Annotated in this window: 17 protein-coding genes, 1 tRNA gene and 1 pseudogene; 5 read left to right on the forward strand and 14 right to left on the reverse strand. The window is 33.1% G+C overall.

Annotated features, from left to right (window positions below; genetic code table 11):
• Positions 1–83 precede the first annotated feature (83 nt).
• Both RINTHH_RS11755 and RINTHH_RS07785 read left to right on the forward strand, forming a co-directional pair.
• Positions 84–352, forward strand: a pseudogene (locus RINTHH_RS11755) (YciI family protein).
• A 1,311-nt stretch (positions 353–1,663) separates the two neighbouring features.
• The gene (locus RINTHH_RS07785) at positions 1,664–1,855 is read left to right on the forward strand and encodes a hypothetical protein (protein ID WP_044304886.1); all 192 of its coding nucleotides are present in this window, start codon (positions 1,664–1,666) and stop codon (positions 1,853–1,855) included.
• Between the two features lie 546 nt (positions 1,856–2,401).
• On the opposite strand, the gene RINTHH_RS07790 is transcribed toward RINTHH_RS07785, so the two are convergent.
• The 12 genes from RINTHH_RS07790 to petC form a co-directional block, all read right to left on the reverse strand.
• A complete protein-coding gene (locus RINTHH_RS07790; protein WP_008235077.1) occupies positions 2,402–3,136 on the reverse strand; it encodes an HAD family hydrolase in 735 nt (244 codons plus the stop codon).
• 1,450 nt (positions 3,137–4,586) lie between these two features.
• The gene (locus RINTHH_RS07795; RefSeq protein WP_008235087.1) at positions 4,587–6,032 is read right to left on the reverse strand and encodes a YcjF family protein; all 1,446 of its coding nucleotides are present in this window, start codon (positions 6,030–6,032) and stop codon (positions 4,587–4,589) included.
• Between the two features lie 228 nt (positions 6,033–6,260).
• Positions 6,261–6,337, reverse strand: a tRNA-Met gene (locus RINTHH_RS07800).
• Positions 6,338–6,377: 40 nt separating this feature from the next.
• Complete coding sequence (locus RINTHH_RS07805) at positions 6,378–7,331, reverse strand: asparaginase (RefSeq protein WP_008235089.1); 954 nt, start codon at positions 7,329–7,331, stop codon at positions 6,378–6,380.
• Positions 7,332–7,422: 91 nt separating this feature from the next.
• Complete coding sequence (locus RINTHH_RS07810) at positions 7,423–7,923, reverse strand: CGLD27 family protein (protein WP_008235090.1); 501 nt, start codon at positions 7,921–7,923, stop codon at positions 7,423–7,425.
• Between the two features lie 2 nt (positions 7,924–7,925).
• Positions 7,926–8,381, reverse strand: a complete 456-nt coding sequence (gene rsfS, locus RINTHH_RS07815) for a ribosome silencing factor (RefSeq protein ID WP_008235091.1) — start codon at positions 8,379–8,381, stop codon at positions 7,926–7,928.
• Positions 8,382–10,128: 1,747 nt separating this feature from the next.
• Positions 10,129–11,271 carry a glycosyltransferase family 4 protein gene (locus RINTHH_RS07820; RefSeq protein ID WP_008235092.1) on the reverse strand — a complete coding sequence of 381 codons (1,143 nt, stop codon included), beginning with the start codon at positions 11,269–11,271 and terminating at the stop codon, positions 10,129–10,131.
• A 418-nt stretch (positions 11,272–11,689) separates the two neighbouring features.
• The gene (locus RINTHH_RS07825; RefSeq protein ID WP_008235093.1) at positions 11,690–13,210 is read right to left on the reverse strand and encodes an MFS transporter; all 1,521 of its coding nucleotides are present in this window, start codon (positions 13,208–13,210) and stop codon (positions 11,690–11,692) included.
• Positions 13,207–14,106, reverse strand: coding sequence for a DNA repair protein RecO (recO, locus tag RINTHH_RS07830; RefSeq protein WP_008235094.1), 900 nt, complete (start codon positions 14,104–14,106; stop codon positions 13,207–13,209). Before recO ends, RINTHH_RS07825 begins: the two co-directional genes overlap by 4 nt.
• A 68-nt stretch (positions 14,107–14,174) precedes the next feature.
• Positions 14,175–14,855, reverse strand: coding sequence for a deoxyribose-phosphate aldolase (deoC, locus tag RINTHH_RS07835; protein WP_008235095.1), 681 nt, complete (start codon positions 14,853–14,855; stop codon positions 14,175–14,177).
• A gap of 1,341 nt (positions 14,856–16,196) precedes the next feature.
• Complete coding sequence (petA, locus tag RINTHH_RS07840; RefSeq protein WP_008235096.1) at positions 16,197–17,198, reverse strand: cytochrome f; 1,002 nt, start codon at positions 17,196–17,198, stop codon at positions 16,197–16,199.
• Positions 17,199–17,337: 139 nt separating this feature from the next.
• Positions 17,338–17,877, reverse strand: coding sequence for a cytochrome b6-f complex iron-sulfur subunit (petC, locus tag RINTHH_RS07845; protein ID WP_008235097.1), 540 nt, complete (start codon positions 17,875–17,877; stop codon positions 17,338–17,340).
• Positions 17,878–18,112: 235 nt separating this feature from the next.
• On the opposite strand from petC, the gene RINTHH_RS07850 reads away from it, so the two are divergent.
• The gene (locus RINTHH_RS07850) at positions 18,113–18,421 is read left to right on the forward strand and encodes a DUF3067 family protein (RefSeq protein ID WP_044304887.1); all 309 of its coding nucleotides are present in this window, start codon (positions 18,113–18,115) and stop codon (positions 18,419–18,421) included.
• Between the two features lie 907 nt (positions 18,422–19,328).
• Here the strand turns inward: RINTHH_RS07850 and RINTHH_RS07855 are convergent.
• Entirely contained in the window at positions 19,329–19,652 is a 324-nt protein-coding gene (locus RINTHH_RS07855; RefSeq protein WP_008235099.1) for a slr1957 family protein, read from the reverse strand.
• Between the two features lie 863 nt (positions 19,653–20,515).
• Positions 20,516–21,457 carry an FTR1 family iron permease gene (locus tag RINTHH_RS07860; protein WP_008235100.1) on the reverse strand — a complete coding sequence of 314 codons (942 nt, stop codon included), beginning with the start codon at positions 21,455–21,457 and terminating at the stop codon, positions 20,516–20,518.
• 1,426 nt (positions 21,458–22,883) lie between these two features.
• Between RINTHH_RS07860 and gor the strand changes: the two genes are divergently transcribed.
• Positions 22,884–24,263: a glutathione-disulfide reductase gene (gene gor, locus RINTHH_RS07865; RefSeq protein WP_008235102.1), complete on the forward strand. Its 1,380-nt coding sequence runs from the start codon at positions 22,884–22,886 to the stop codon at positions 24,261–24,263.
• 874 nt (positions 24,264–25,137) lie between these two features.
• On the forward strand, positions 25,138–26,265 hold the full coding sequence (locus RINTHH_RS07870; protein WP_008235104.1) for a histidinol-phosphate transaminase: 1,128 nt from the start codon (positions 25,138–25,140) through the stop codon (positions 26,263–26,265).
• Positions 26,266–26,660: the final 395 nt, after the last annotated feature.

Raw genomic sequence — 26,660 nt, forward strand, 5'->3', positions numbered from 1 at the left:
ATGAATTTTGATAAATACTTTACTCAATGGAACTTATCATATCTTAAACTCTTGAGGAAACTGATAACAATTATCAAAAAATCATGGCCAAAGACATAATGTGGGGAAGTTATTGTAAAAATGCAGTATAAAAACGTCATCTCTACAATCAAGAACATTTAGATAGACTAGCAAAACAAAAAGAATCTGGTGTACTCATTACCATTATTTCTACTAAGGATCTCGCCAAAGTTTTTGGCATTTATGAGGCTGAAGATGAAGCAACTATACGTCAGCGTATAGAGGGTAATCCACCTTAGCAAAAAGAATTTGGACTGAATACCTAATTAAAGAATGGATTCAAGCTTTATAAACTAATAATAAAATATATGGAATATCTGTATTAGTTAATATTTAGACCAAATTGTGGAGTTTAAAGAAAATTAAACTAAAGGAATCAGGGACTGAAAAACCATACATGATAATTATCATTGGATATCTTTACGGTGTGCTTAATATTTGAAATTTTTAGTCAATTTCAAGTAACTTCGTAATAAAGCGAACTAATTAAAAATTATTCCTAATGAATAATTAGGCTATAGTAGTCACTCAAGATGATCATTTTGAATATTTTTCAAATATATAGATAAATGAAGCAACACGCACGGCTAAGTTATACAAAATATGGAAACAATGATATCAACTTCTCCCACTTCAAAGTTTTACCAAGAATTTTATTTACCAGAGCTATTGTTTGAAATATACTACAGTAAAGTCCATTAATGAAGCTTTGGATAGCAAGGGGTTATAGAGTATAAATTGGTTAAGAATATGATACTAGGGAATACAATTTAAACTATATGTAATAATTAGCCAATAATTTTGATGTGGTGAGGCAAATCATCATTTATACAGTTCAATCTTCCATTTAATAGGCCTAACATCCAGAAAAAACTAAATTATTCTGGTAAAAGAGGAAGATATAATCACAAATACTTGATAACAGCAAAGTTAAGACACAATTGTTAAGAGTAGATGAAAAAATTTACATAAATCTGAGACATTAGCAGCAAACTTACCTAAGTTAGCTAGTTATATTAAAATTAGGATAAATTCTTGGTTTATTAAAATCTATAATTGCTCAACGAGAGCAAGCTACAAGAAAAATAGAGAATTTAGTTAATTAAATGTAGTTAGCTCTTTATTATTTGATGCTTAGACTCTCATTTTATGCGAATATAATCTCATTATGTAATTATGAGATTATATAACTGTAAATTAAATTCTGATATAATTTCTTTAATAGTTATTATATTATGTTTTGCTTGAAAATTTCTTATTTTTTCTAATTTTATAATGACTAATGACAATTTATCAATCCTTAATATAGCTGTATTAGCTAGTATCATAAGTATTATATAGTCTTATTCATATCTATAGCTAAAGATAAAAGGCTAGAAGTAATTAAATTCAATAAGTATTAGTAGATGTACTGTACTAACTACAAAAAATTTTCTCCGGAGAGTAAAATGACTTAGAGGATAAACATAATTTAGTTCTAGGTATTCTTAACAAGAGATAGGCTAAATTAAACTATAGAAATATAACTTAGTTTTCTAGCTACCCACTAATAAATCAGGGTAGACTAGATTCATTTGATATCTGACAACTGGAGTCAACCGGTATGGCACAATTGATGGTAATTGCTTTAATAGTTGTTTATGCTGTTGGTTTTTGGCGATTCTGGAGTGGATTCGAGAAAACTAATTTTTCTCGTAGACTACTTGATCGTCTTATTCTATCGTTGCTATGGCCTGCGTTATTTATTGCCAATAAGTCTTACAGAACAAACTTTAGAAAAGCCCTCAAGGGTTGATTATATTCTGTACTATATAATTTTGAGTTTAATTAATTTATTTTTTTAAATAAATTAAATGTCTTTGGGTTTTATTTTTGTAAAATTGGCATGGAAACTCTGAATTTATTTACATAATTTATAATAGGACTGATGAAGATAATTTTGATTACATTACTTATATGAATATAGGCTGTTGCATTTAAGGTTATTGTTTTTTTTCTTGCGAATAAAGGGTATATCAGCATATAAAACATAAAATACCTAGAAATCTGCATGACTTATCAATGTGACTCTATCACTGCTTAGAGATGGACACTATAAAAACTGTCCTCATTCTGGTATCAGAATAGTGGTTTTGCACAAATTAGATAACCAAGTATTGACTTACCGGTTTTATTACATCATTAATCTAATTATTTTCTCGGTAGGTATTATTTTTGACAATGTATGTGTGTAATACAAAGTAAGAAGCAGAGAAAAACTATTTGCTTAGGTTCAGTTGTGCATTTGAGTATATTATACTGAAGCTTTCAGACATAAAAAAGGGCTATTGGCTCACTCTTTCTAATAATCAAATACTTGAATATCATGTAATTGGTTAATCACAACATCTGCACCAGCTACATTTTCTGGTTTATCTATCCACGTAATGCCAATGCTGCCAGCAGCATTGGCATTACGTGCCATCTGCATGTCAGCAACAGAATCCCCTACCATTAAAGTGTACTTGGGTTCTATCTCTAATGCCTGACAAGCCTGTAAGAACAGTCGTGGATCCGGTTTACTAGGACCTTTATCAACTCCCATTTCCAAATTGAAATAACTATGCAATTGATGTGTTGTGACAAAGTTATTAACTTCTCGAGTCGTGGCTGCAGATAGTATACCTAGCTTCAATCCAGCATTGGAGATTTTTTGAAGGACTGGTAACACACCATCAAATAAAGGCGTAATAGTATTACTAAGGCATTGTTCCGCCTCTTCCAAAACTTGGTGAGCAATGCAAAGAGATTCAATCCATCCCTTGCCATTTGAGGCAATATAAGCAGCAGTTGCTACTTCTACTTCTTGACGACTAGCCACTGATATTAAACCTGTAGGATCGAGGTAACTATTCTTAACACCAAATGCTAGTAATAGAGGTTCTCCCGTACCTCTTATTTGGGCTTCAATTATTCTTGCTGCTTCTTGAGCAAGAGAACATAAATATATCTCTGAGTCTTCCAATGTGCCATTTTTATCAAATAAAATTGCCTTTATATTGGGAAAAGAAATATTATGGCACTGAATCGTTTTCATTGGATTTGTTTAAATTATAATGCTAGTTGGTTTAGTTAGATCTTAATAATTTAGTCCAAAAATATAAATTATTTCTGAAACGGTAAGTATTGTCTCATATATTGCCACAATCTAAATTGTAGTTAAGATAAACAAAATATCCCTCTCTTTAATGAGAGTGACTCAAACATCTTTAAATATTATTTACTTATAGAATAATACTTACTATACCTCGTAAGCATATATTGCAACTATATAAAAATCAATAATACAGTAAGTAGAAAGTACTATGATGACTATCAAAATACTGGATTGGTCTGCAATAAATTGTTTTAACCCCAAAGAATATGACTTTCTATCTCAGGAAAAGCATTTTCATAAACTACATCTTGTTAACTCAACTCCCATTTTTATTTTGTTCTTGGAGTAATTTATTAAATTTGTATTTTTCATATGTCATTGCAGTATGGTAATGCAGCATGTCGTCTACCCTAATAAGACACATATTGATGATACTTACTATTAAGTTCAGTTATGCTTTCTGCCACATTTTCACATTTGCTATTAACTTATTTTAAATTTATTATGCCTAAAAATAGTGCTCTACTAGTTTGAGGTATTAGTACTAAGTCCTTGGGTTATATTATTAGAATAATTTAACTTGAATTTTTCCCTATCTTTGAGGGTTTGATTGTCTCATTAATTCCATTAATTGTAAATATGCTCATCTACATGAAAATAATCAATTCACTACCGTATACTATTTAATCTTACCCATATTATCTTCGTGCTATTACACAAATCATACTCTAAAGATATTTACAATCTGTAAACCTAGTAATTAAATATACACCAGTTCATATAAATACTTCAAATTTCAGTCATCCTTAAAGCTTATCCCAATATAAAGTAACTTTTTCAGATGTTGCATAATAGAGTTTTCTAATCTTTCCTCAAATCAAATTGACATACTCATTAAATATGAGTTATTTTCATAGATAGTGCTAAGGTTTACCAATATAGCTTCATGTTTTTTCCTTTTTAATTGAGCAGTTTCTTATATCAGTTAATATTATTGTTTCAAAACTATCTTGATATTTGAAATCCTTGCCAATATTGAATATTTTTTTAATCTATTATTTACAAGTTATTAGTATTACTCGAATACTCCATTTATGCTGGAATAAAATACAGAAAAAATATATAAAATTGCAAATAAATTTCATTCAATAGTCTATTATTTTTAATTCTATTTATTTTATATTATTGGTATCATCTCTCATGAGTTTGTTGAATTATAGTTCAATTTATTATAGGTATCTTATACTGTTATTTTCTATAGTTGGCAACTGATATCAAAATATTGGTCATAATGATAAATCTACTTATCCACCTTTTATACCAATTTAATTGTATTACTCAGTTTCTAACCTAATTGATTAAATATATGTGAATTCTGGAAGTAAATACTTTACAAATCCTTATATACAAATTCTGGAAGTAAATGTTTTACACCTTGCTTGACAAAACCCTGCATAAATACAAATTGTTTATTTTGCTGAAAAACATTTTGTAATGCCTGCCGCAATTTTCCAATATTGAAACTCTCTCCTTTCACAACAGAAATTTCCTGCTGCTGAAAGTATTCAACTAAACTTAAACCAGCTAATCGGGTAAGATATGCTGCACTCAACCCCTCAACCAAACCACCTGCAACAAAAGTAATAGCACTAGCTTTTAAGATAGTAGTAATGGCCTTGGTAGAAATTTCTATTAACCCCAACTTCAGCATCAGGTTTCCTATTTCCCCTAGAGCAGCTTTTGCCTGTTCTATAGAAAGTTTTTGTTGATAAACCTCGCCTAAGTCAACTACCATTTGTCCACTAATAGCCGCTGTAGCTATTAAATCTATTATAGGTATGGGGTTAGCAAAGGCTGCTGCTCCAGCTACCCATTGATATCTATCAATAATTGGTTGGGCTTGATCACGTCTAATTGTATTTAAGCAGTCTTTAGTTTGCTTGTATAGTAAGGCTGCTTTCATCATGGTTGCTGCCCAAATGAGTTTTTCCCCTTGGTCAGTAATCATTTCCCATAGTCGTTGAGTTAACTGCTGAACATCTGGTTTTTGTTGTTCCAGCCACTCTTCTATGGAGGTATCATCCGTATACTTACGTACTTTTACTGGTAATGGGGATAAAGAAGCTTCGACCACTACACATGACATACGTTGCTTTAAAGACTGCAAAATAATTATATTTTCTTCGGGCAGATATCTATATTTTCTACTTAATACTAGTATTAATCTTTGTTTTAATTCTTTTAATTGTTCTAGGGCTTGATATTCTGTATCAGTTAAATCCTCATTTATCAGAAATAAAACAGCATCAGCAAGCTTAGCATCATCTAATATGGCTGCATCTGGCATTTCTGTAAATAAAGGTTGAGTTTCTTTAAATATTATTTGTTTGTCTGTTTTTGTTTGCCAATGTGAAAGCAGAGTCTTTATTAGGGTAGTTTTGCCTACAGACCTTCCACCAGTTACAGTTAATTGGATATCTTTCCGGTTTAATTCTTTATGCAAGAAGGAAACTTGATGTTTTAAAGATGTGATGTAGGATTCACTAATCTTGTTCTTTGCTTCTTGATTTAAACAATTTATTGCAACCTCTGCTCTTGCAATTACATTTTCCACACAGTAACGATTACTTGGAAGTTCATCCACTATATCATCAGTCTTATTACGCTTGCGTTTCGACAACCATAAACTAACATTCAATGCTAAAATACCTAACAGGCTCAATTCGCCTATCGACATAATAGAATCATGCCAGTTTTGTAATAAGAACCACAAAACAAATGACAATGCTAACACTGCTAATAGAATCGACTTTGGCTGCCGCAAATGAATCAACATGATTTACCAAACTCTATTGGATATTCTATTCCAAAATATATCAAAAATCTCTAAATTTGCATTTTGCAGTGGTTAATATAATAGTTGTTTACTCGAACATAAACATTTGCAAAAATACCAAAACCCAGTAAGATTATACTTACTGGGTTCTGATTATAATCGTATGCTTTTAAAGCAAGTTAAGTTGGATTTTAATTCCCGAGATCGAACCAAAGCCAACATAGAAATTGGTAGCGGGAAGTGGATTTGAACCACTGACCTTCGGGTTATGAGCCCGACGAGCTACCAGGCTGCTCTATCCCGCGCTACTTAAAACAGTATAGCTTAAAGGTAAGATTTTGGCAACTATAAAACAGATAATTCTCCAATTACTTCCAAACGCTTGTATTGGCCAAAAGTAATAAATTTCTCTCCTAATACTTCAGCAATACTAGGAGTAATCCAACCTAACTGTTGTAGTAAGTAAATTGCGATAGCATATTTAGCTCTTGTAGCTCCATCAATGACCTTAATAGCTAATCCCATACCTTCACCTAATATTCCAATACACTGTACTCCTTCTGATCCAGATTTGCTAATTAGTTCTCCTTGTGTTAGACGCATAAGTTCGGTATCAAATTCCCCTTTTCCTGCGACCATTTCTGGATAATGGGTCATAGCACGTACAATCCTTTCCATATCCAAGCTTTTACCGGAAGCAAGACGAGCGTATAATGATGCCATCTGTCCTAGTTGCATTAAGTATGTAGGTACTCCACAATCATCATGAGCACTAATAAACTCTTCTGCTGGCATACGCAGTATCTCAGCAACTTTTTTTAAAATAAGTTGCTGAATAGGACTTTTCCCCTGCATATATGTATTTAATGCCCAACTCCTCTGTTTACATACAGCTAACATTCCTGCATGTTTACCAGAGCAATTATATTCCAGGGGACTGCGTTTACCTGGAGGAGTGGGACATTGTAATAAAGAAGGATCAATATCTGAACGCCATAAGATATTAAATACCTGTCTTACCTGCTCCATACTGCCATTATGGGAACTCGTAATAATTGCCAGGTCAAGATCGTTCAAATCGAACTTTTCCAATGTACCTGTGCTTATTACAGCCAAGGCCTGAAATGGTTTTAAGGATGAGCGGATAAATGTTGCTGTCTCAGCATCTCCGGCAACGGAAAGGAGTCTCCCCCGATTGTCACATACAACTGCATGGACTATATGTCGAGATTCTATTATTCCTTCTCTTAGGAGTCTAAGTTCTAATGAGTTGGCTTGAGTTCGTTTGCCCATTGTCATGGGTTAAGTTTCACCAGTAATAGTTTTTGTTAAAACTTCAATTGTATTGTACAGACACTAACTTATGATAGATACTTTTTGGAAGTATTTCTCAGACTGAATACCAAATTACTGTACCAATGAGAAATAATAAAGCTAGACCTACAAAAGTAATTTGTAACCGTTGGATGATTGGTTTTATTTCGTAGCTCACAATTAAACGGTCACGTGTTATTAATTCCTGAGGTTTATTCCAAGCCTGACCATCATACCAACCAGATTCCTCATACAAGATGACTGAATTAAAAAGACGATCACGTAAATAAGACCAACCTAAATATAAATGTAATAAAGCTAGAATTACTCCAATACTTGCTCCAGCCAAACTGCAAAGAATAAAATGAGCCAGTTGCTTGTATGGGGAAAAGCTAGCAGCAGTAACTGGTGCGGCAATCAGCCAACAAAAGCCCCCAATCCAAGCCATTTTTTGTAAATAGGCTGACCAGTCACGAGTACAATCACTAAATAACCATGTAGCTTTTAGCTCCTGGTATTCATTCATAGGTTGTTGATCACTAGGGACTGGACAATTAGACAATAATGAATAGGTCATATTCATATTCCACTATTATTAATTTGCAATTTTACTTGTTGCGCATGGCCCCAGAATGCTTCTAGGTTATAGAATTCCCTTTCTTTGGGCATCATAATATGGACGATAACATCACCATAGTCTTGGAGTACCCAATGACCTTCCATTTTCCCTTCAGTACGTAATGGTATTCGCTGGCATTCCGTTTTTATTTTATCTTCTATAGCATCTACAATGGCTCTCACTTGCACCCGAGAATAACCAGTCATCATTAGAAAATAATCAGCCAGATAAGATACATCAGCCACTTTAAGTACTAGTAATTCCCCTGCTTTGCGTTCCAATGCAGCTTCAGCTATAGCTAAAGCTAAGTTTCCACTTTCTGCTTTGACTGCTGTAATTTTTGGTTTATCCATTCTCTCTTGATCATTAAAGGCAACAGACTGGCTTGGAGAATTTCTTTGCAAATAATCAGACATTAAAACTCTAAAGCTTTATTCATTTATAGCAATTTTTAGCAATTAACAACAAAATTTAGTTGTATCACAAGCAAGAGCCAACTTCACACACTTAAGCAATAGTAATTTAATTTGAAAATATTTCCTACTCTGGGCTTTAAAATTTAAGATATAAGCTATGTTGAGTAACAAGCAGGCTTGCTAAAATATCCCACTTACTACAAATTCTATCTGAATAATATACGTCAAGATACTAAAAACCAGTTAATGTTATCTAACATCAATTAGTTCAATTTGGCTTCAGACTAATTTAATTACTCATATTGTAGTACATGTGTCAAACATGTCAGAGAAAACGAGTTAAATAAAATACAAATAGTTTAAGTTAAATTACTTAGAAATTCTTAAGGTTTTGTATTAACTCCAAATATTACTGCGTTTTCCCGAAGTTACCCTCAACTCCTTATGGTTTATAGCAAACTACTCAATAATTCTGATAGTATTTGAGTTAAAATTAGTGGTGAGTAGAACTCAAATTAGTGGTGAGTAGAACTCAAAAAATAACCTTAATTATCATTTGAAACTTAAAGATAACTGGATAATGATCCTATTATTTTAATATGGTATAAATTATATTTAAAGTAAAATATAATTTATACCATAAAGAGTTCTTCGCCACTCTTATTTTGAGTTTATACTCCACAATTATCGTTGATAACTCAATCCAAACGGATAAATCTATAAAATTATTTTAAATTCGCTAACGTGTATTAGTGACAAACATAAATTTGACTATAAGCGTATGCATCAAATTTTATATCTGCTACTCTGTTCATCAACAGAGTAGCAGATATAAAATCCTTTGACTCTATAATTGTTAGGAGACTAACTCAATATTTTAACTATGGACTATATAGAGAACCGTGAAGAATTGCCCTAAAATACTTCCAAACTAACTCAGTTTATTTAAACTACTTATTTGATGAATTTTTAGCTGCAGCTAAAAATTAAATTGTCTGAGGCAGTCTTGTGAGTCAAGATCTACAATTACAGACTATAATATTTTGAAACAAAAAAATGTATTGGCAATTATAATATATGTACATAATTGCAACCATAATGATAAACGCTTTATAAAAACTCTTATAAGGTTATCAAAACATAAAACTCTTCACACTTGAGATCGTCAAATATATATTCTATTTCACTGCAACTATCAGTATACTTTTCATTTTTATATCAACACTTAATTTTACCCACACATAATAATCTAAGTGGATATTTGTTTTTCTCCCCTAATGAAATACCTACCCTTGTTCTTCGTTGTAATTTTTATTACTTTGAGCCCCAGTATTACTGGCATATTTTGCAACAAAAGTTTAAAATGCTGCCTAAGTATGAGATGTTATAAACACAATATTTCCGATAATTAAAAATTAACTTGAAATAAAATTTCCAAGTTTTTTTAGGATTTTATCCTAATATTTTATTACCAGTTTTAAATCTCCATTATATATATTATTTTCCTCTTCCTCCTGCTTTTTATGGCTGTTCCAGTAGAACTGCTAATGATCATAGACTATCCTTCTTAGGAAACTACAATCAATGATTTATCTATATCTTATTCACTAAAACATAAGTTTTAATATGTATTCATTATTCTATAAAAAATGAAACCTCAAAAGGAATAGCTGTTACGAACACAAGCTCCTAATTAGATCCCAGCATAAGAAATAATTGCAATTGCTACTGGTATATTTGTATTATATCATGGAGTTAACTGTACTTGCTTCTGACCCAAAACTTCCTCATATAGTATTTCCAGCTGTGTAATATTATTAGTTAGATTATAGCGTTCCAATACTCTCTCCCTGGCTTTTTTTCCTAAGAGGGTAGTAATTTCCGGATGATCTTGAAATAAGGGTAAAAGGGTTCTGAGTTGTGAGCGTGTAGCCTTCGTATCTAAAACTATTCCAGCCCCTTTTTCTAGTACTTCCCCATCAGCACCAACATCCGTAGCTACACAAGCTACTCCACAGGCCATTGCCTCCAATAAGGAAAGAGACAATCCTTCTACTAATGAAGGTAAAATAAACACGTCAGTCTTGCGTAGTATTTCGATACGGCGATTTTCATCAGCAATAAATCCTAACCAAATAACACCATGTTCTTCACCATAAAATGTTTCTAGGGAAGACTTCAAGGGACCATTACCAACTATAAGTAGTTTACTACTTTTGGCCATTCTTGCCTGTCTCCATGCTCTTAGTAGGGATTCAATGTTTTTCTCCGGTGCAATTCTGCCTTGGTAGACAAACAACCGTTCTGCTTGAAACTCTGTTTTAGCACTAGTAGAGTCAGGGGTGTATTTGACCGCATCTACCCCGTTGGGGATAACAGTGATTTTCCGTTTCGGTACACCTAAACGTGCTAATAATTCTCTCTGAACTTGGGAAAAGACAATGGTACGGTCATAATGACCTAGAAAGGGTGCATAAAGTTGATATGTCAAAAACTGTGTCCCTGATACCAGCTTTACCCCCTTAACAGCAAATGGTGGATGAAAAGTTGCAATCAGGGGAATTTTTAGGTCTTCACAAATTTCTGGAAGACGGAAGTCTAAGGGGGACAAAGTTAAGGATGCATGAACGATATCTGGCTTCAAACTTCGTAGAGATCCGCTTAGGATCTTAGTAGCCTTAAGGCTAGGAATGGTGTATACCTGGGACTTATATATAAATGGTAGGGGTACTTCTTGACAGTTGGGCCATTTATCAACTTGTGTTTCTTCTTGGGCAAAGTGAAGAAAACTCACTTGATGTCCTCTATCCAGTAAGGAGTTAGTAATTTCCCGACTGTAGGTTACATTGCCGCAAAAGGGCGATTTTTTTCCAATCCAGGCTATGTGCATTCTGACTATTTGTACTGGGGGAGTGAAATAATTTCTAGGTATTATGTTACCTAGCAAAAGAGTTCTTATATAGCTAATGCATATATTTGCCTAGCATGCATACTCGCTATTAATCAAAATATATATTAACTTGAGAATATGGTTGTTATATTATCTCACATGCACAACCCACTAAAAAAATACCCCAAAGAATATTATAGTGTTCTTCAAAACAAATAGATAAGTTCGTATATTGTGCAAGTTTTCAAATAATCGCCTGTGATTCTCCATACTAGTTATCCTGTTCAATACTTTTTAATTTGCATTAGCATTATATGAGCAGATACTAATTTCCATGTTAATAGTGGAAATTATTAATTGGAATGTGATTTATTTATAAAGCACTAGGTTTCTGCTATTTCTGCTTTGATCTTAATAATTACCTGTGTGGATTGTACCAAGTAAATAGACCCCCTAAAATTACTAGTAATGCTAATGCTAAAAAAACAGCCTTTAGTCCGACAATCGATTCGGCAATACCTACAAATACTAATGGTAAGGAAAGAGAAATATTAATCACATTATTTTGTAATCCAAATAATTTTCCACGCATTTCAGAAGGTACTTCTGTTTGAATAGTAGTTTGCATAGGTATACCAATTAGTGCTCCTCCTATACCCAAAAACCCTACCAAAAAAAGAATGATCCACAGTTGGTTAGTTAATGATAATGACACCAAAGATGTAGCCATAACTATGCAACCAGACAAACTCAAGCGATAATAGGCAAAGCTTTGGCCAAATTGTCCTAAAGCAGCAGCCCCAATAGCAATTCCTACCCCACCAGCTGCTAACAGGAAACCAAATTGTTCTGCTTTTAAACTGGGGATTACTTCTGCTATGCTTACAGCTAAAATGGTTAAGGCTGCAAATACTGAGAATAGAATAGTTAGTTGAATTAGAGCATTACGTACCTTCAAATTTGTCTTTAAATATTCCAAGCCATCTTGAAGATCGCTAAGTATATGAGATTCTATTTTTGTATGGTTTTCGACTTTTTCATTAGTTTTTAATAGTAATAAAATAAAGGCAGCAATAATGTAACTAACACCAACAATAATTTCCCTTCCTAAGTCAGCACTGCCACCTATTTGCACCCACAAACTGTCTGCTGCAGCTAGTACTGGTTCTCCAATGGCAAAGCCTACAATTAAAGATCCCATGATTGTAGTTGTATATAGAGAATTTGCTGACAATAGATGATGGTCTTCTATAATTAACGGGATTGTTGCCTGTTCTGCAGGAGCAAAAAATTGAGTCAATGTAGACACACAAAAAGTCACCACCAAAATAACTACAAAACCTGCTGGCAATAGCCCCAAAGGCCGAAAATCTTGTGTCAGCCATAATAATAGAGGAATTGCTAACACTAAAGCACCTCGCCATATATTTGTAGTAACCAGAACAGTTTTTTTAGACCATCGATCTACAAAAGCTCCTGCGAGTGAACCAAAAACGACTGCAGGAGTGGTAAATGTAATCATCATTGTAGATACCCAAACACTAATTGTTTGACCTTCCAAATGAAACTGCTTATCAATTAAGGCAATCATCAATACCAAATAAACTTTATCTGCAAGCTGGGAAAAAACCTGACCTCCCCAAAGCGCCAAAAAATCTGGATTTTTCAAAACTGGCAAAAATCCTTTTTCCAAACAATTTTCTGGTGGTATATCCCTATTTTCTTGATAATTATCTACTTTTGATGTTCTATCCTTATTCGTTTCTTCTTTACCGTATGTATTAATGCCATTTTGATTGATATTTGAGAATGGAAATATTTCTTCATGGACATGACTTTTGGAGAATGCACTTTGGCACCCTATAATGGACGGTTGATGTGCTTGGGTGCTGGGTAATTGTAATAATGCATTAGTGTTTACACTGGGGATTTGTATCATAACTCCGGGGCAAAGTAAGAATCTATCAAGGCGGCAGAGCGAATGGGATAACCAAAGTGATACTCAGTGTATTGACGTAATATTTTCTCTACCAATAACCAATTATCATCCCTAGCTATATATTCTGGCATTACTTCTGGCTGCAACAATCTTTGGAATTGGGAAAGTTGTTTGGCATTTAGCCTATAAGAGATTTTGGGAACTTCTAAAGGATTAATCATGGTTTCATACTTAAGAGGATTTAAATCCTCTTTATGGGTAACCCCATAGCCTTCTATTTTGGATGATTTCTTGGAAGCCTGTGCCTTTAAATTTTCCCACGCTTGAAGACAAATAGTACCACCAGAATTGATACTAAATCCTACATACCAGTGGGGATTTAATATCAGTTCTGGCATGAGCTGATGGTGCGTTATACAACAAGTTCTTAATTGAGGGGCTAATCCTGCAAAGGCTAAAAGTTGATATATACCGTGGGATAAATAAGCTAAAATCATTGTTGTTCTAACGCCAGATAAACCTTGCAAACGGCTTAAGTGTTCATTAAGTAGTATATATATTTCTACTTGCGGTTGTTCACTGAGAGCCTGAAACAAGACCAACTCTGTCAAATATTGGCCAGCTAAAAGTTTACCTAAGTTTTCAGCAAGTCCAGGATAGGATGCTATAGTTTGTGCCTGAGCGATTCTATCAATTGATCGCCCTCGAGAAATTAATAATTCATTCACTACAAATATTCCACACCTTCCCCGTAGAGTGGAAAGGTGTTTGCGCGCCCTCGGCGCAACAACACGAATTAAACCTAATTCTGGAGTCAAAATTGTAACTATACGGTCTGACTCTCCGAAGTCTTGGGTTTTAAGGTTAATTCCAGTAACTTTATAGGTTTTACTCATTACTTATTTATAGTTTGTCACTTAACTCTACCTAACGTTAAGTAAGTGTAGATAAATTACTACCCTCGCTAATTTTTCAGAGCATTAAGCTGATAGATCAAATCCACACCTCTCGAAGTACCCAATCTATTTGCACCAGCTAAAACCAAATCAAAAGCTTGTTGAATAGATTGAATGCCGCCAGAGGCTTTAATACCTATACTATCTTTGACTATTGTCTTCAGTAATTTGATATCAGTAATAGTAGCGCCACCATACCAGCCGGTACAAGTTTTGATGAAATGAGCCCCTCCATCCATAATAATTTCTGCTCCTAGTTTCTTTTCAGTATCAGTAAGCAGATTCGTCTCCAAAATCACTTTGACAGTTTGTTCTGTTTCTTGGCAAATTTCTGATATTTCACTATAAAGCTCACTAGTTTTTCCTGTTTTTAGCCAGCCTAGGTTTATAACTACATCTAATTCATTAGCACCATTTTCGACAGCTTCTTGGGCTTCGTATATTTTGGTATTAGGTGTTGAAGCTCCACTGGGAAAACCAATAACGGTACAAACCTTTGTTTTCTTTTTGTGGAGTAATTCTGCTACTTGCTTCACATGAATGGGATATACACAAACAGAGGCAAAGTCAAATTTGTCTGCTTCAGCACACCATTGTTCAACTTGCTCTGATGTAGCTATGGAAGTTAGTAAAGTATGATCTATCAGTGGTGCGATATCAATAGTTGGATAGTCTAAATTAATTGACATGTTGATAATGATAATTACAAAAATGATTAACTTTTAGGAAGTCTTTATATGTTTTGGGCAGTTAAATTGTTGGGTTTAATTATTCTATTCTTGAAGTTTACGTTAATTCAATATTGCTGATAACTTACAAATCAAGAATTATTATTTGACCAGATAATTAGAATGATGTCTTTAATTTTATTAACATAAAAATAGTCAATTATATTGAGCCTATTTGGTAGAATAGTGAATAAATCATATTAGTAATAGTTTAGTTATTTTATGATTAGAATTGTCGGCGATATAAAATTAATTCTCAGCAGACCAAGACTATAAGGCAATAATGCTTAGAGAATAATGCTACCCTCAATTCCTCGGATAATAAAATTGAAGGGTTTTCAGTCATTACTGTTCATGAAAGACTTAGGAGAAAAAAAGCCAAGACTGATTAGGAATTCATTAATAGCTAAATTATCCTTGATTTTGTGATTATTAATAAATTATTTTATCCAAAAGTTACTATATTGACTTAATCATAGCAGATTATTTTTTACAAGTTGTGGATTTAATAATCAATATTAAAAATATACATATGGAATATTTAAAACTTATGATATTTGGGCTTAATGCAATTTTGTTACAGGATAACCGATTATATCTATTAAATAGATTAGCTGTGGACAAATTACTTTTTAAGGAATTCTTATATAATCCCATTTGTTTTAAATACCCTTAGGTTTTATCATTATATTATCCTCATAATTTAACTATGGGGATAATATAATTATCCTTAAAGTGCCCAATTATATTACTAGAGAATTATCTATTTGACCATGAGATTAACTATGTAGTAAAAGATTCCTTATCAAAATACATATGATTAGTTCTACTTTAGATTATTATTACTTTGTTATTAATTTGAATTCTCTAACTTTTAGATTTTGTTCAATATGAGAATATACTCAGAATACTTTTATAAACCAACAAACCCACAATATGTCTTAATTAGAATATTATCCTATGGAACCAAGCTTGGTGTTATTATTAAGACTCGCATTATCCTCAGGAAAATAATAGAGTTTGCTAATATATCTCTAAATTTTTTCCTGCTTAGTTATTTTTATCTTAATGAAGAATATCATGTTTAGCATTTCATAAATTTAATTACTGGACTTGCATTCCCTTTTATTTCCCAACTAACTTAAGCATTTAACTCTTGCCCTAATATTCTCACAAATTTGTTATTTCTTAGCCATTTTATAATTTTTCGGTCTGGATTTTAGTACTAAATAATAGCTAATCATGCATGAAAAACAGACTCTCAGATTGTTTTCCATGCATGACATCAATCCACACTAGGATTTAGAAATTCATTTCTGCAGCTTGAACTTTCTCAACTTGCTTCTTTTTAAGTACCAGTAAGGTCTGTGCCAACATTACCAAACAAATAAAGGCAACTAGTCCTTTAATCCTATTACCATTTTGAAGAACAATCTCTACATCCTTCTGGCCAAAACCACCAACATTTGGATCATTAGTTAAAGCTTCCCCAAATTTTATAGTTTGTCCTTCAGATACAATTAGTTCTGGTCCCAGGGGAACCTGTTCAATCACAGTGTCACCAGATTCTGTTTGGATAGTAATGGTGTATTTTGTATTACCTTCACTATCTGCCTCCTTAACAATCTTGTCAATTTTGCCGGCATTAGGAGCAGTATAAACATTATTATTGCTTTTCTCTCCAGTAGGATAAACTTGGCCTCGTCCTCTATTTGCACCTACGTAAACTGAATACTTCCCGTATTGTACATTCTTATCAGTTGCAGGGTTAGGAGAAAGGATAGGGAAGACTATATCTTGATACTGCTCCCCGGGCAGAGGCCCAACAATAACAACGTTTTCTGCATCTTCTTTGTAGGACTGGAAGTAAACATCACCTACTTCTTCTCTTATTTCCTTTGGAATGCGATCCTCTGGAGCGATCTTGAATCCTTCAGGTAGCATTATTACTGCACCAACGTTTAGGCCTACTTTAGAACCATCAGCACCTACCTGCTGCACATTGGTATCATAGGGAATTTTCACTACTGCTTTGAAAACAGTATCCGGTAATACTGACTGTGGAAGCTCCACCTGTGTTGGCTTTTGTGCCAAATGACAGTTAGCACAGACAATTCTACCTGTTGGTTCGCGAGGTGTATCCGGATATGTTGACTGTGCCCAGAAAGGGTAAGCAGCAGCAAACTGGGGCGCAATAAAGTCACTGGCAACAGAAAATGTGACTGTTGCAATCACAACGAGCAAAATTCTGGCTATTGCTCTGGAAATACGAGATAAACTCGCTGTGGTACAAACGTTTCTCATCTCTAAAAAAGGACTTGGGATTCTCTAAATAATTTAGTCAATACTTAATACTTGAAGTTCAATAGCCATAGGACTAGTGACTTAGAATATTTATTGTTCATTAGGGAACATATACAACTATTTCTAGATTAGTAGCCGATTATGCCCACCAAGCTTCCTCTCCGGTACGAAAGTCTTTTTCAGTCCAGGGGGTAATTAATATTTTGTCTTCTTCAACGGCAACATGACTAAGAGCTAGAGAGCGGGGCGCAGGGCCACGAACAACTTTACCTGTTGCATTATACTGAGAACCATGACAAGGACACTTAAACTTGTTTTCTGCAGCGTTCCATGGCACCACACAGCCTAAATGGGTACAAATGGCATTAATGCCATAATCACCAATTGCTTCTTTACTTTCCACCACGACATATGTAGGGTCACCCTTAAGCCCCTGGACAAGAACACGAGCTCCAACATTATGGCTATCCAAAAATTTAGTTACACTAACGTTATTGCCCAGCTCATCTTTAGCTGTAGAACCACCACCAGCACCACTACTGGTAGGAGGAAGAAAATACTTTGTGAAGGGATATAATACCCCCAGAGCTACTCCTGTAACAGTTCCAAACGTCAGAAGATTCATGAACTGACGTCGCCCCATGTCCGGCACGTCCATGGATTCAGAATATTGAGTCATAATCTCCGTGTTCTGTGTACATTTTGTTTACAAGTTTGACGTAATCTTGATAATCTCTTAGGAGAATCAAGTTTGTTCCGAGATGCTATGACCTATAGTTATGCTGACATTATCAACTTTTCAGAATACCGCCAGCATTCTTTGTATTAGCATTACATTTCTTTATATCCCTATCATACTCGAGTTATGGGATCTAACTTTATAACTTAACGTAAAATATGGTGGAAATAGATTAATGACAGGAAAAGAGTTACAGAGATTGTTATGTAATAAGTGGGGATATTCTTATGATGTTCAGCTACGACGAACACAAGGGAAGATATTCATGCAAGTGATGTGGAGATATTTAGAACAGGCCTCCTTTCCTCTTTCTGAGGGAGAGTATGAAGAACACCTAAATCAGATCGCTAATTATCTACAAGCCATGGATAGTGATAGCATAGTACAAACTTTTATTCAAGAGACGAAGGAACGTCCCCGTTTAGGTAGGGCTGTCAGCATCCCCCTAGATTTGGGCAATCGTGCATCAGAGTGGCTATTATAGATAGCAAGATTGTGGAGAAGCAATAAAAGAAATATTTTAGTTTCTTTTATAATGATGTATGTATCATCATACTACGCATAGTAAGTGTCCTATATGTAAATATATATTTTATTTCTAATTAACTTAGTTGTTCTAAGAGTTTAGGATTTTTTCAGAAATAAATCTTACCTAGGGTGCCAGCACTTACTCAATAAATACAAGTGTAATTAGTAGTATTTTACCTAGATAGTAGTATATGTAAACATGACAATGATTAGAATAGTTTGGTGTTCCCAGATAACTTATCTTGTGGTAACAAAAAGTCTATACTAGAGTATGCCTTTATGTGGAATTCATTCAAGGATTAGCTAAAAACTCACTATATCCCCATGGAAGCAAAACTTAATCAGAGTGAAATTGAAAACCGGGGAATAGACCTGATGTAATTACTGATATATAAAGTGATGAAAGCAGAACAACAAATATTACGCTTTGATTGTTGGCATAATAATAGGAAATATTAAAGGGGTCTACTTGAAGTAAACAAAACATTAAATAAGTTAAGAAGTTTTGGTAGTAAGTTCTGACGACGATCATCTGAACTAAATGGCAATCTAGATAGAAAAACCTCTTCAAATTTATTTTTAGTTATAAACTTTTGCTGTTAAAAGCAATGTTTACATTTACCTAACATATAAAATATTGCCTTATATCTTCTTACTATATGAATCATATAGCAAGGCAAACTCCATCATTGTTCAGAATTTCTTACCGAATTAGCAAATATTTAGATGGTTTTGTAATTAGCAAAAAAACTCAAGATAGAGTAAAGGGAAAGATCATAGTAAGTTTAAAAAAATTACCCCTTCTTTGGATGTAACAATGAATTATCCTTTTACTTCTCCATTGCCAACTATTATTAACTATTTTAATAAGCATCTTCTACTTCCAATCGTGCCATGGTAAATGCATTGAAGGCAAAAGCAATAACCAGAGGCATAGGACATCTGAGAAGATAAGTCGAAGTGATTGCAATGATTGTACATATCAATGCCAAAAACGACCAAATTTTTTCTTCGAAAGTGAATCCTTTTTCCTGCTTAATCAAGCTTAGTACTTGAGATGGAATGGGTTCAGGCATTACTGCTCCTGGTGGAAAAGCCCAATAATTGTTGTAACGCTCTATAAACAGGTTTGTCCAACCATTGTCTTCACACCATTCCTCAATCCATGTATCGTAGTAATGTTTCATTTTTAAGGTGAGAATTCTCATTATTCTGTTTCACTTATTATTGATATGACTCATAATCATTAATTTTGACTTTAAGAGCCTAAATACTATTCGTAGTCTATTTACTATTTGACACTGAATAATAATTCAAACTCTTAAGAAAACTTGAAGATGATTAGAATCACTCAAACATCTTGGTAAATATCTATGCTAATAAACTAACAGTATTGATTTGGCTTCTCTGCCAAAAGAAAACAAACTTTACCTATCCCTAAAATCAATCAGTAATATTCATTAAATTAACCAGAAATCACTATCAGTATTATATATACTAGGAAAATATAGCCCTATGAAGAATTAGGGTATAAAGTCTAAACACTCCTAAGTAATATGCAGTCAAAACTCAAGAATATTTATTCTGTCACTTTTTAAGTATTTGACATTGTTTATTCAGAAATATTCATATTGTCATTATAATTTCCAATTATAAATCTAACCTTCATAAAAAATATAAAGTAAAATCCACTAATTTTACTTTGTTACGGTACGTAAACAATATATAACCATATCATTAAGATGATTCGATTTTCTAAAACCATATATTATAGTTTGATTATATTCTCATATTATTTTTATAAGTTTAGTTGAATAAAAAATCAATCCCTTAATAAGCATAATGAAGAACAAATCAGTCTTTTAAGTCTTTGCATCTCTTTTCTTTTGGTTACTACTTGCTTTCTAGTAAATTTATGTAAATCATAAAACTTAGCTTATTAAAGTTCATAATTAATCTTCATTTTATATTTAAAATATTAAGTCAGGTCAATACAAATTGACATTAACCTGACTTGTGAGACAAAATGGAACTTTTATTAGCGAAGTTTTTAATTTAACTTCTCAACTTCTTTTTTAGTTGGTATCCCAAAACCAAGATTGTAGAAATATAAAATACTAATAGTCAATAAAAAAGTTATGTATCCCACTACTTGCAAAAGATAAAGATGATCTCTGTAACCAAATAAAGACTTGAAAATGATTCCGGGAAATTTACCCTCTGGTAATATTTGGTCACCGTTCCATATCATGGGACCTAATATGCAAGAATGAACGTGAGTGAAATGTTCATAGTAAAAACAAATATCAGACAGTGTAATGCTGCTTAAAGCCAAATTAGCTAAACTATTATCAATGTTTTTAAAAGCTTTTAATACTAATCCTCCGATGATGAGTATTAATAATACTCCCATCACCTGGAAAAATTTATGAATATTAACTTGAACTCCCAATCTGAATATCAACATGCCAATAAGTGCAGCCAGGAACAATCCGGCAAAAGCTCCAACAACAGAAATTAATCCTTGATGAAAATTGGCAGCAACAAATAATACTGTTTCAAAACCCTCTCGTACAACTGCAATTAAAACTATACTAAAAATTCCCCATGCACCATTGGAAGTGCCCTCTAGTACATGATTTACAGCACCCTCCACATTAGCTCTTATAAATCTAGCTTGCCTTCTCATCCAAACTAGCATCCAACTAAGCATAGCGATAGCAAATATACAGAATATTGCTTCTAGCAATGGTTCTATAACTGTTGAGTATTGAGGGTTAATTCTACCTAAAGTTGAGATTAACCAAACAAATAGTACTCCAATAAATACACTAATTACAATTCCTATACCTATCCCAGTATATACCCAAGAATTAAGTTGAGACTTTCCAGCTTTATTTAATAAAGCTAGCACAATACCTATAATTAATACGGCTTCTACACATTCCCTAAAGGTAATCAAGAAAATTGGTAATGCTATACTAAAATCCATAAGCTTGCGTTAATATTGTAATATTTATTTACCATATTTTTTCTAGACATACGAGGTATAAATCTACATATAACAAGCAGATAACCGAACTAAACATAATAAATTAACCTCATTTTTTTTTAACACCTTATATTATTAACTGTGGGGTAAAAGATTGAGGTTTATTAAACGGTTGAGTCAAAACAGCTAAAACCATGTGGGATTTTACTTAATTTAAGGTTACATATTTCTTCCTGATCAATCATAATATGAGCAACCTTTTCAAGATGATGACTAGCATTAGTCACTGAATATAATAACCGTATTATATATAAGTAGGGAATCATTTTCATAAATTAAAATTTCCTTCGATATACCTTTAATAGAATGCTTACATGTTCTTTATATTGGTTTAATTTCTATGTTTGGATATCAATCCAAAATTGCGAGAATTGCTCTCACTTATTGAGCATTCAATAGTAATTTATTTACTTTAGCCTTAAAAATATATAATGTTAATACTATATTAGAGTAATAGTTTTACCATGGTATTTAATCATGAGTATTATTTATGATTTTAATCTAAACCATAAATAATAGATATAAAGTTACTTTTGGCTGCCAAATTATTTACAATATTTGCTTTATTTTATACTAATTTTTATTATTATAAATAATATACTAATTTAGGTAATCAGATCTCTGCAATAGTAATCTATTCCATAAAATATAAAAATTATAAAAAAGATTTCTACCTATGATGAGGTAATTAAAATTAAAAGAGTTGGTAATAGAGTAACTAGGTAATCTACTGATTACATAGAGAATAACTATGTAGTACATAAGAAGCAGAGTATTAGGAATCAAAGAATAGATACAGTAACTCAAGTTTAGTCTAGGTTTAGATAGCATAAAACTACCCACTAAATAAATATAAGATAATACAATAAAGAAAATAAAGAAACAAAAATAGAATCCAAAAAGACGACCTATATATCATAGGCAAGCCTTAATTAGGACTATTTTATTAGATAAATATGTGAATTTTATATAAAAGTAGAGTTCAGTTATAAAGAGATATATAGATAAATATATAAGCCCTTGCTATCCCGGAATTAAAGCATTTTTGACCCTAAAATACGATAGGACAGTGGAGTAGATAATTCCAACCTACTCTTCTCAAAAAAATTTAATATATATTCAAAGTTAAAGCGTATTTGGGATCCACCTAAGTGTTGACTAACCTAATAATGTGAACTTTCAACAGTGATGTAGTAAATATTTCTATTCTGAAGGTGAAAAACTTGTGTAAAATTCTGTGGAAAAATGTCATAACAGTAAAGCTTCTATCAATAGTTAACTTGGCTTTTTGATATAACAACAATTCATGGGTGCCAAAAAATACTTCTAAAACATACTTATTTGTTAATGAAAGGCACGGTGATTTATGACCTACGATTGCGATTTGTTTGTCATTGGTGCTGGCTCTGGGGGATTAGCTGCTTCCAAGAAAGCTGCCAGTTATGGGGTAAAGGTAGTGATTGCAGAAAGTGATTTAGTTGGTGGAACTTGTGTAATCCGTGGTTGTGTGCCTAAAAAGCTTATGGTGTACTCATCCCATTTCCCATCTTTATTCGAGAGTGCAGTAGGCTATGGCTGGAAAATAGAGGAATCTCAGCTAGATTGGGAAAAGTTCATTACATCTATAAACAAGGAAGTACAGAGACTTTCAGCCATTCATAGTAATTTATTGCAAAAGGCTGGAGTGAAACTACTTCCCTATCGTGCTACGCTGATTGACGAACATACGGTAGAAGTGGGTAATCAAAAAGTTACGGCGGATAAAATCTTAATTGCCGTTGGTGGGGAGGCAATTAAGCCAAATATACCTGGTATCGAGCATGCTATTACTTCCCGGGAGATTTTCAACCTTCCGTTTCTACCAAAGCATATTGCTATTATTGGTGCCGGTTATATTGGTACTGAGTTTGCTTGTATTATGAGGGGTCTAGGTTGTAAGGTCACTCAAATTATTCGCAAAGAGCAAATTCTCAGCGGGTTTGATAAGGATATCCGTGCTTGGATTCAAGATGGAATGATTAATCATGGAATTCGCATATTGACAAATTCTATGGTAACTAGTGTGAAGAAAATTGAGGATAGACTAGAAATAAATGTTTCGGGGAAATATACAGAATCAATTACCACCGATGTCTTGTTAGTTGCAACTGGTAGAAGTCCCAATATAAAAGGATTAGGTTTAGAAAATGCAGGGGTCGACCTAGTTGCAAGTTCTATAGAAAAACCTGGTTATAAATCAATTAATGCGATCTCTGTTAATGAATATAGCCAAACTTCTCAAAGTAATATTTTCGCTATAGGTGATGTTACGAATAAAATTAACCTAACTCCAGTAGCAATTGGTAAGGGACGTGCTTTTGCTGATAGTGAGTTTGGTAATAATCCTAGTGTATTTAGCCATGAGAACATACCTACTGCGGTTTTTTCCAAACCTGAAGCAGCAACGATAGGACTAACAGAAGCACAAGCTAGGGAAAAGTTCGGGGAAAATGGTATAACAATTTATTGCTCTCGTTTTCGTCCTATGTTTTATGTTTTGCCAAATCAAAATGAGAAAACCATAATTAAGTTGGTGATAGATAGAAAAACAGATAAGGTTTTGGGTGCTCATATGGTTGGAGATAATGCTGCAGAAATTATTCAGGGAGTAGCAATTGCCATCAAAATGGGGGCAACCAAAAAAGATTTTGATACCACGGTGGGTATTCACCCATCTTCTGCAGAGGAAATTGTCAATATGCAGTAAAAGATAACACCTTTTTTATTTACTTAGTAGGGTGGTGTCAGATTCTTGATTCAATAGGTAATGGGAAATGGGTTAACAGATGAATCTCCCACTTATATTGCATATGGCTTTGCTTAATTCCCAGATACATGGATAAAACAAGCATAAAATTGTTTTATCCTCCTTGTACAATATCTCTACCCTGAAGTTTTTTTCCATATCCAATTCCGCAAAAAACTGCTATTCAGCAACCACTTCAGGAAATTTTATAATTGCTGCTAACATTGCAGACTTAAATTAAGAGACTTATTCTTTCTTAATAGCCCTTCAGCAATTTTAATTTTAATAGCTGGCTAGGATTTACAATGCATCTATGACTATGATCATCTTAAGTCTATAGGGAGTAGTTTAACTAATTTATATTTATGAAAAAGCACCATTATTTTAGAAATACTTTCTTTCTCCACTAACACCTATTCCTGGCTTTCCATTAATTGATAGAATTGATTACAAACATAATAACTCTCTTAACTCTAACCCTAGAAAAAACTGCGAATGTTCTTAAGTGAAGACTGTTAGAAATACTTAGGTGTAATAATGCAAGACTACCTACTGACTGATAAATAATCTAAATCATCTATAGAAAATAGAATAATATTATTAGTGTACAAGCTGATATTTATTTTATCGATCATATTTATTGCATTGTTTCTATTATGCTATTGAATAACAATGTGTTGGGGAAAATAAAGTTTGTACATTTACTTCCAAACACTGTTCATTGAGTAAATAATATTATCCTAGTTTGACATACGTCTTTACTGTAAAGTTGATTGCAAGGTTTACAGACTAGATATATTAATTTTGAATTTTGGTATCTAAGATAAAATCCCAGATGGTATTACCTTTTATTCGTTCTGATTTAGTTAAATTCATCGCCTACAATCCCTTCCAAAGTGGAAGGATAGCTCAAACTACCAACCTAATCCAAATTGATAAATTAGATACTAACGAAAGCTCAGAAGACTTTCCACCTCAACTACAGGAAAAGTTGTTGTGTACATATCAGGAATCAATTAAAAATAATCGTTATCCTGATAGTAGCCATGAAAAACTAAAAAGTTTTATCGCCAATTATGTCAATGAATCAGCCGAACTAGACCGTCAAACTTTCTCTTCTCAGAGTATCTCTATTAGTAATGGTTCTGATGAATTAATTCGATCTATATTAATTGCAAGTTGTGTAAATGGAGAGGGCTCTATTCTTGTTGCCGAACCCACTTTTTCCATGTATGAGATTTTAGCAAAAACTCTAGGTATTCCCATCGTAACTATACCTAGAAATGAAGACAATTTTGCTATTGATCTACAAGCTGCAACAAGTGCTATATATAATATAAAAAATCCTCCTATTCGTACAGTCTTCATCGTTCATCCTAACTCACCTACAGGTAATACCTTAAATAATTCAGAGGTAGATTGGCTAATAAATTTACCAGAAAATATATTAGTAGTAATTGATGAAGCTTACTTTGAATTTAGTCAAACAACACTGGTAAGTAAATTAGTGCAATATCCTAATTGGGTTGTATTACGTACATTTTCCAAAGCCTTCCGATTAGCTGCTCATCGTATAGGTTATTGTGTTGCTAATCCCAAGACAATTTCAATTCTTGAGAAAGTGCGATTGCCTTACAATATTCCTAGCTTTTCCCTTGCAGCAGCGCTAATTGCCATGGAGAACCATAAACTTCTACTAGGTTCAGTTCTCCAAACTTTAACTGAAAGAGATAAACTCATTCAAGAATTAAGACTTAATATTGCCCTCAAGGTTTGGGATAGTAGAGCTAACTTCATCTTTATAAAAACACAAGCTCTCAATCTTGATGTTAAAACCATAAATCTAAAACTAAGAGAAAGTGGCACTTTGGTCAGAGAAATATACCAAGGCTTAAGAATAACTGTCGGTACACCAGCAGAAAACAAACGTACGCTGCAGAGAATCAAGGCAATTTTGTCTTGAGAGTCAAGTAAAGTAAGTAGATTTAGGTTTCTGTAATTAACTCTAAAAAAAGGTATAAAACTATCTCTATTCTTAATAAATAAATGTAATTTTTTGGAATTAAGCCAAAATAAAAATAATGAAAATTAGAATTTGAGTTAATAATATATAGTGTGTAAGAATTTTGATAAAATAGTAGAATAAATTCTGAAAAATATGATGCTGGCCTTAAACTATTAGCCATCAGTATTAATAAATCGCTTTAAGGTAGTAATTACCGTACAATGCCTCATTCACTTGGTATATGTTTCAAGATTAAGTATGTTATAGTGTGGGTGTTAAGACTTGCTTAGCCAAAAGCTATAATTCTACGCATCAGCAACCAGGGTGTGAAGCAAAGCAGTTTTGATTAAGTT

The sequence above is a fragment of the Richelia intracellularis HH01 genome (genome assembly GCF_000350105.1).
Classification (GTDB): domain Bacteria; phylum Cyanobacteriota; class Cyanobacteriia; order Cyanobacteriales; family Nostocaceae; genus Richelia; species Richelia intracellularis.

What these genes read in the sequence shown, in the direction of transcription:
- RINTHH_RS07795 (WP_008235087.1), bottom strand. Translation starts at nt 6,032, where the DNA reads ATGTTGATTCATTTGCGGCAGCCAAAGTCGATTCTATTAGCAGTGTTA.
- RINTHH_RS07790 (WP_008235077.1), bottom strand. Translation starts at nt 3,136, where the DNA reads ATGAAAACGATTCAGTGCCATAATATTTCTTTTCCCAATATAAAGGCA.
- gor (WP_008235102.1), top strand. Translation starts at nt 22,884, where the DNA reads ATGACCTACGATTGCGATTTGTTTGTCATTGGTGCTGGCTCTGGGGGA.
- RINTHH_RS07820 (WP_008235092.1), bottom strand. Translation starts at nt 11,271, where the DNA reads ATGCACATAGCCTGGATTGGAAAAAAATCGCCCTTTTGCGGCAATGTA.
- petA (WP_008235096.1), bottom strand. Translation starts at nt 17,198, where the DNA reads ATGAGAAACGTTTGTACCACAGCGAGTTTATCTCGTATTTCCAGAGCA.
- deoC (WP_008235095.1), bottom strand. Translation starts at nt 14,855, where the DNA reads ATGTCAATTAATTTAGACTATCCAACTATTGATATCGCACCACTGATA.
- rsfS (WP_008235091.1), bottom strand. Translation starts at nt 8,381, where the DNA reads ATGTCTGATTATTTGCAAAGAAATTCTCCAAGCCAGTCTGTTGCCTTT.
- RINTHH_RS07870 (WP_008235104.1), top strand. Translation starts at nt 25,138, where the DNA reads ATGGTATTACCTTTTATTCGTTCTGATTTAGTTAAATTCATCGCCTAC.
- RINTHH_RS07785 (WP_044304886.1), top strand. Translation starts at nt 1,664, where the DNA reads ATGGCACAATTGATGGTAATTGCTTTAATAGTTGTTTATGCTGTTGGT.
- RINTHH_RS07810 (WP_008235090.1), bottom strand. Translation starts at nt 7,923, where the DNA reads ATGACCTATTCATTATTGTCTAATTGTCCAGTCCCTAGTGATCAACAA.
- RINTHH_RS07855 (WP_008235099.1), bottom strand. Translation starts at nt 19,652, where the DNA reads ATGAAACATTACTACGATACATGGATTGAGGAATGGTGTGAAGACAAT.
- RINTHH_RS07825 (WP_008235093.1), bottom strand. Translation starts at nt 13,210, where the DNA reads ATGATACAAATCCCCAGTGTAAACACTAATGCATTATTACAATTACCC.
- RINTHH_RS07850 (WP_044304887.1), top strand. Translation starts at nt 18,113, where the DNA reads ATGACAGGAAAAGAGTTACAGAGATTGTTATGTAATAAGTGGGGATAT.
- petC (WP_008235097.1), bottom strand. Translation starts at nt 17,877, where the DNA reads ATGACTCAATATTCTGAATCCATGGACGTGCCGGACATGGGGCGACGT.
- recO (WP_008235094.1), bottom strand. Translation starts at nt 14,106, where the DNA reads ATGAGTAAAACCTATAAAGTTACTGGAATTAACCTTAAAACCCAAGAC.
- RINTHH_RS07805 (WP_008235089.1), bottom strand. Translation starts at nt 7,331, where the DNA reads ATGACAATGGGCAAACGAACTCAAGCCAACTCATTAGAACTTAGACTC.
- RINTHH_RS07860 (WP_008235100.1), bottom strand. Translation starts at nt 21,457, where the DNA reads ATGGATTTTAGTATAGCATTACCAATTTTCTTGATTACCTTTAGGGAA.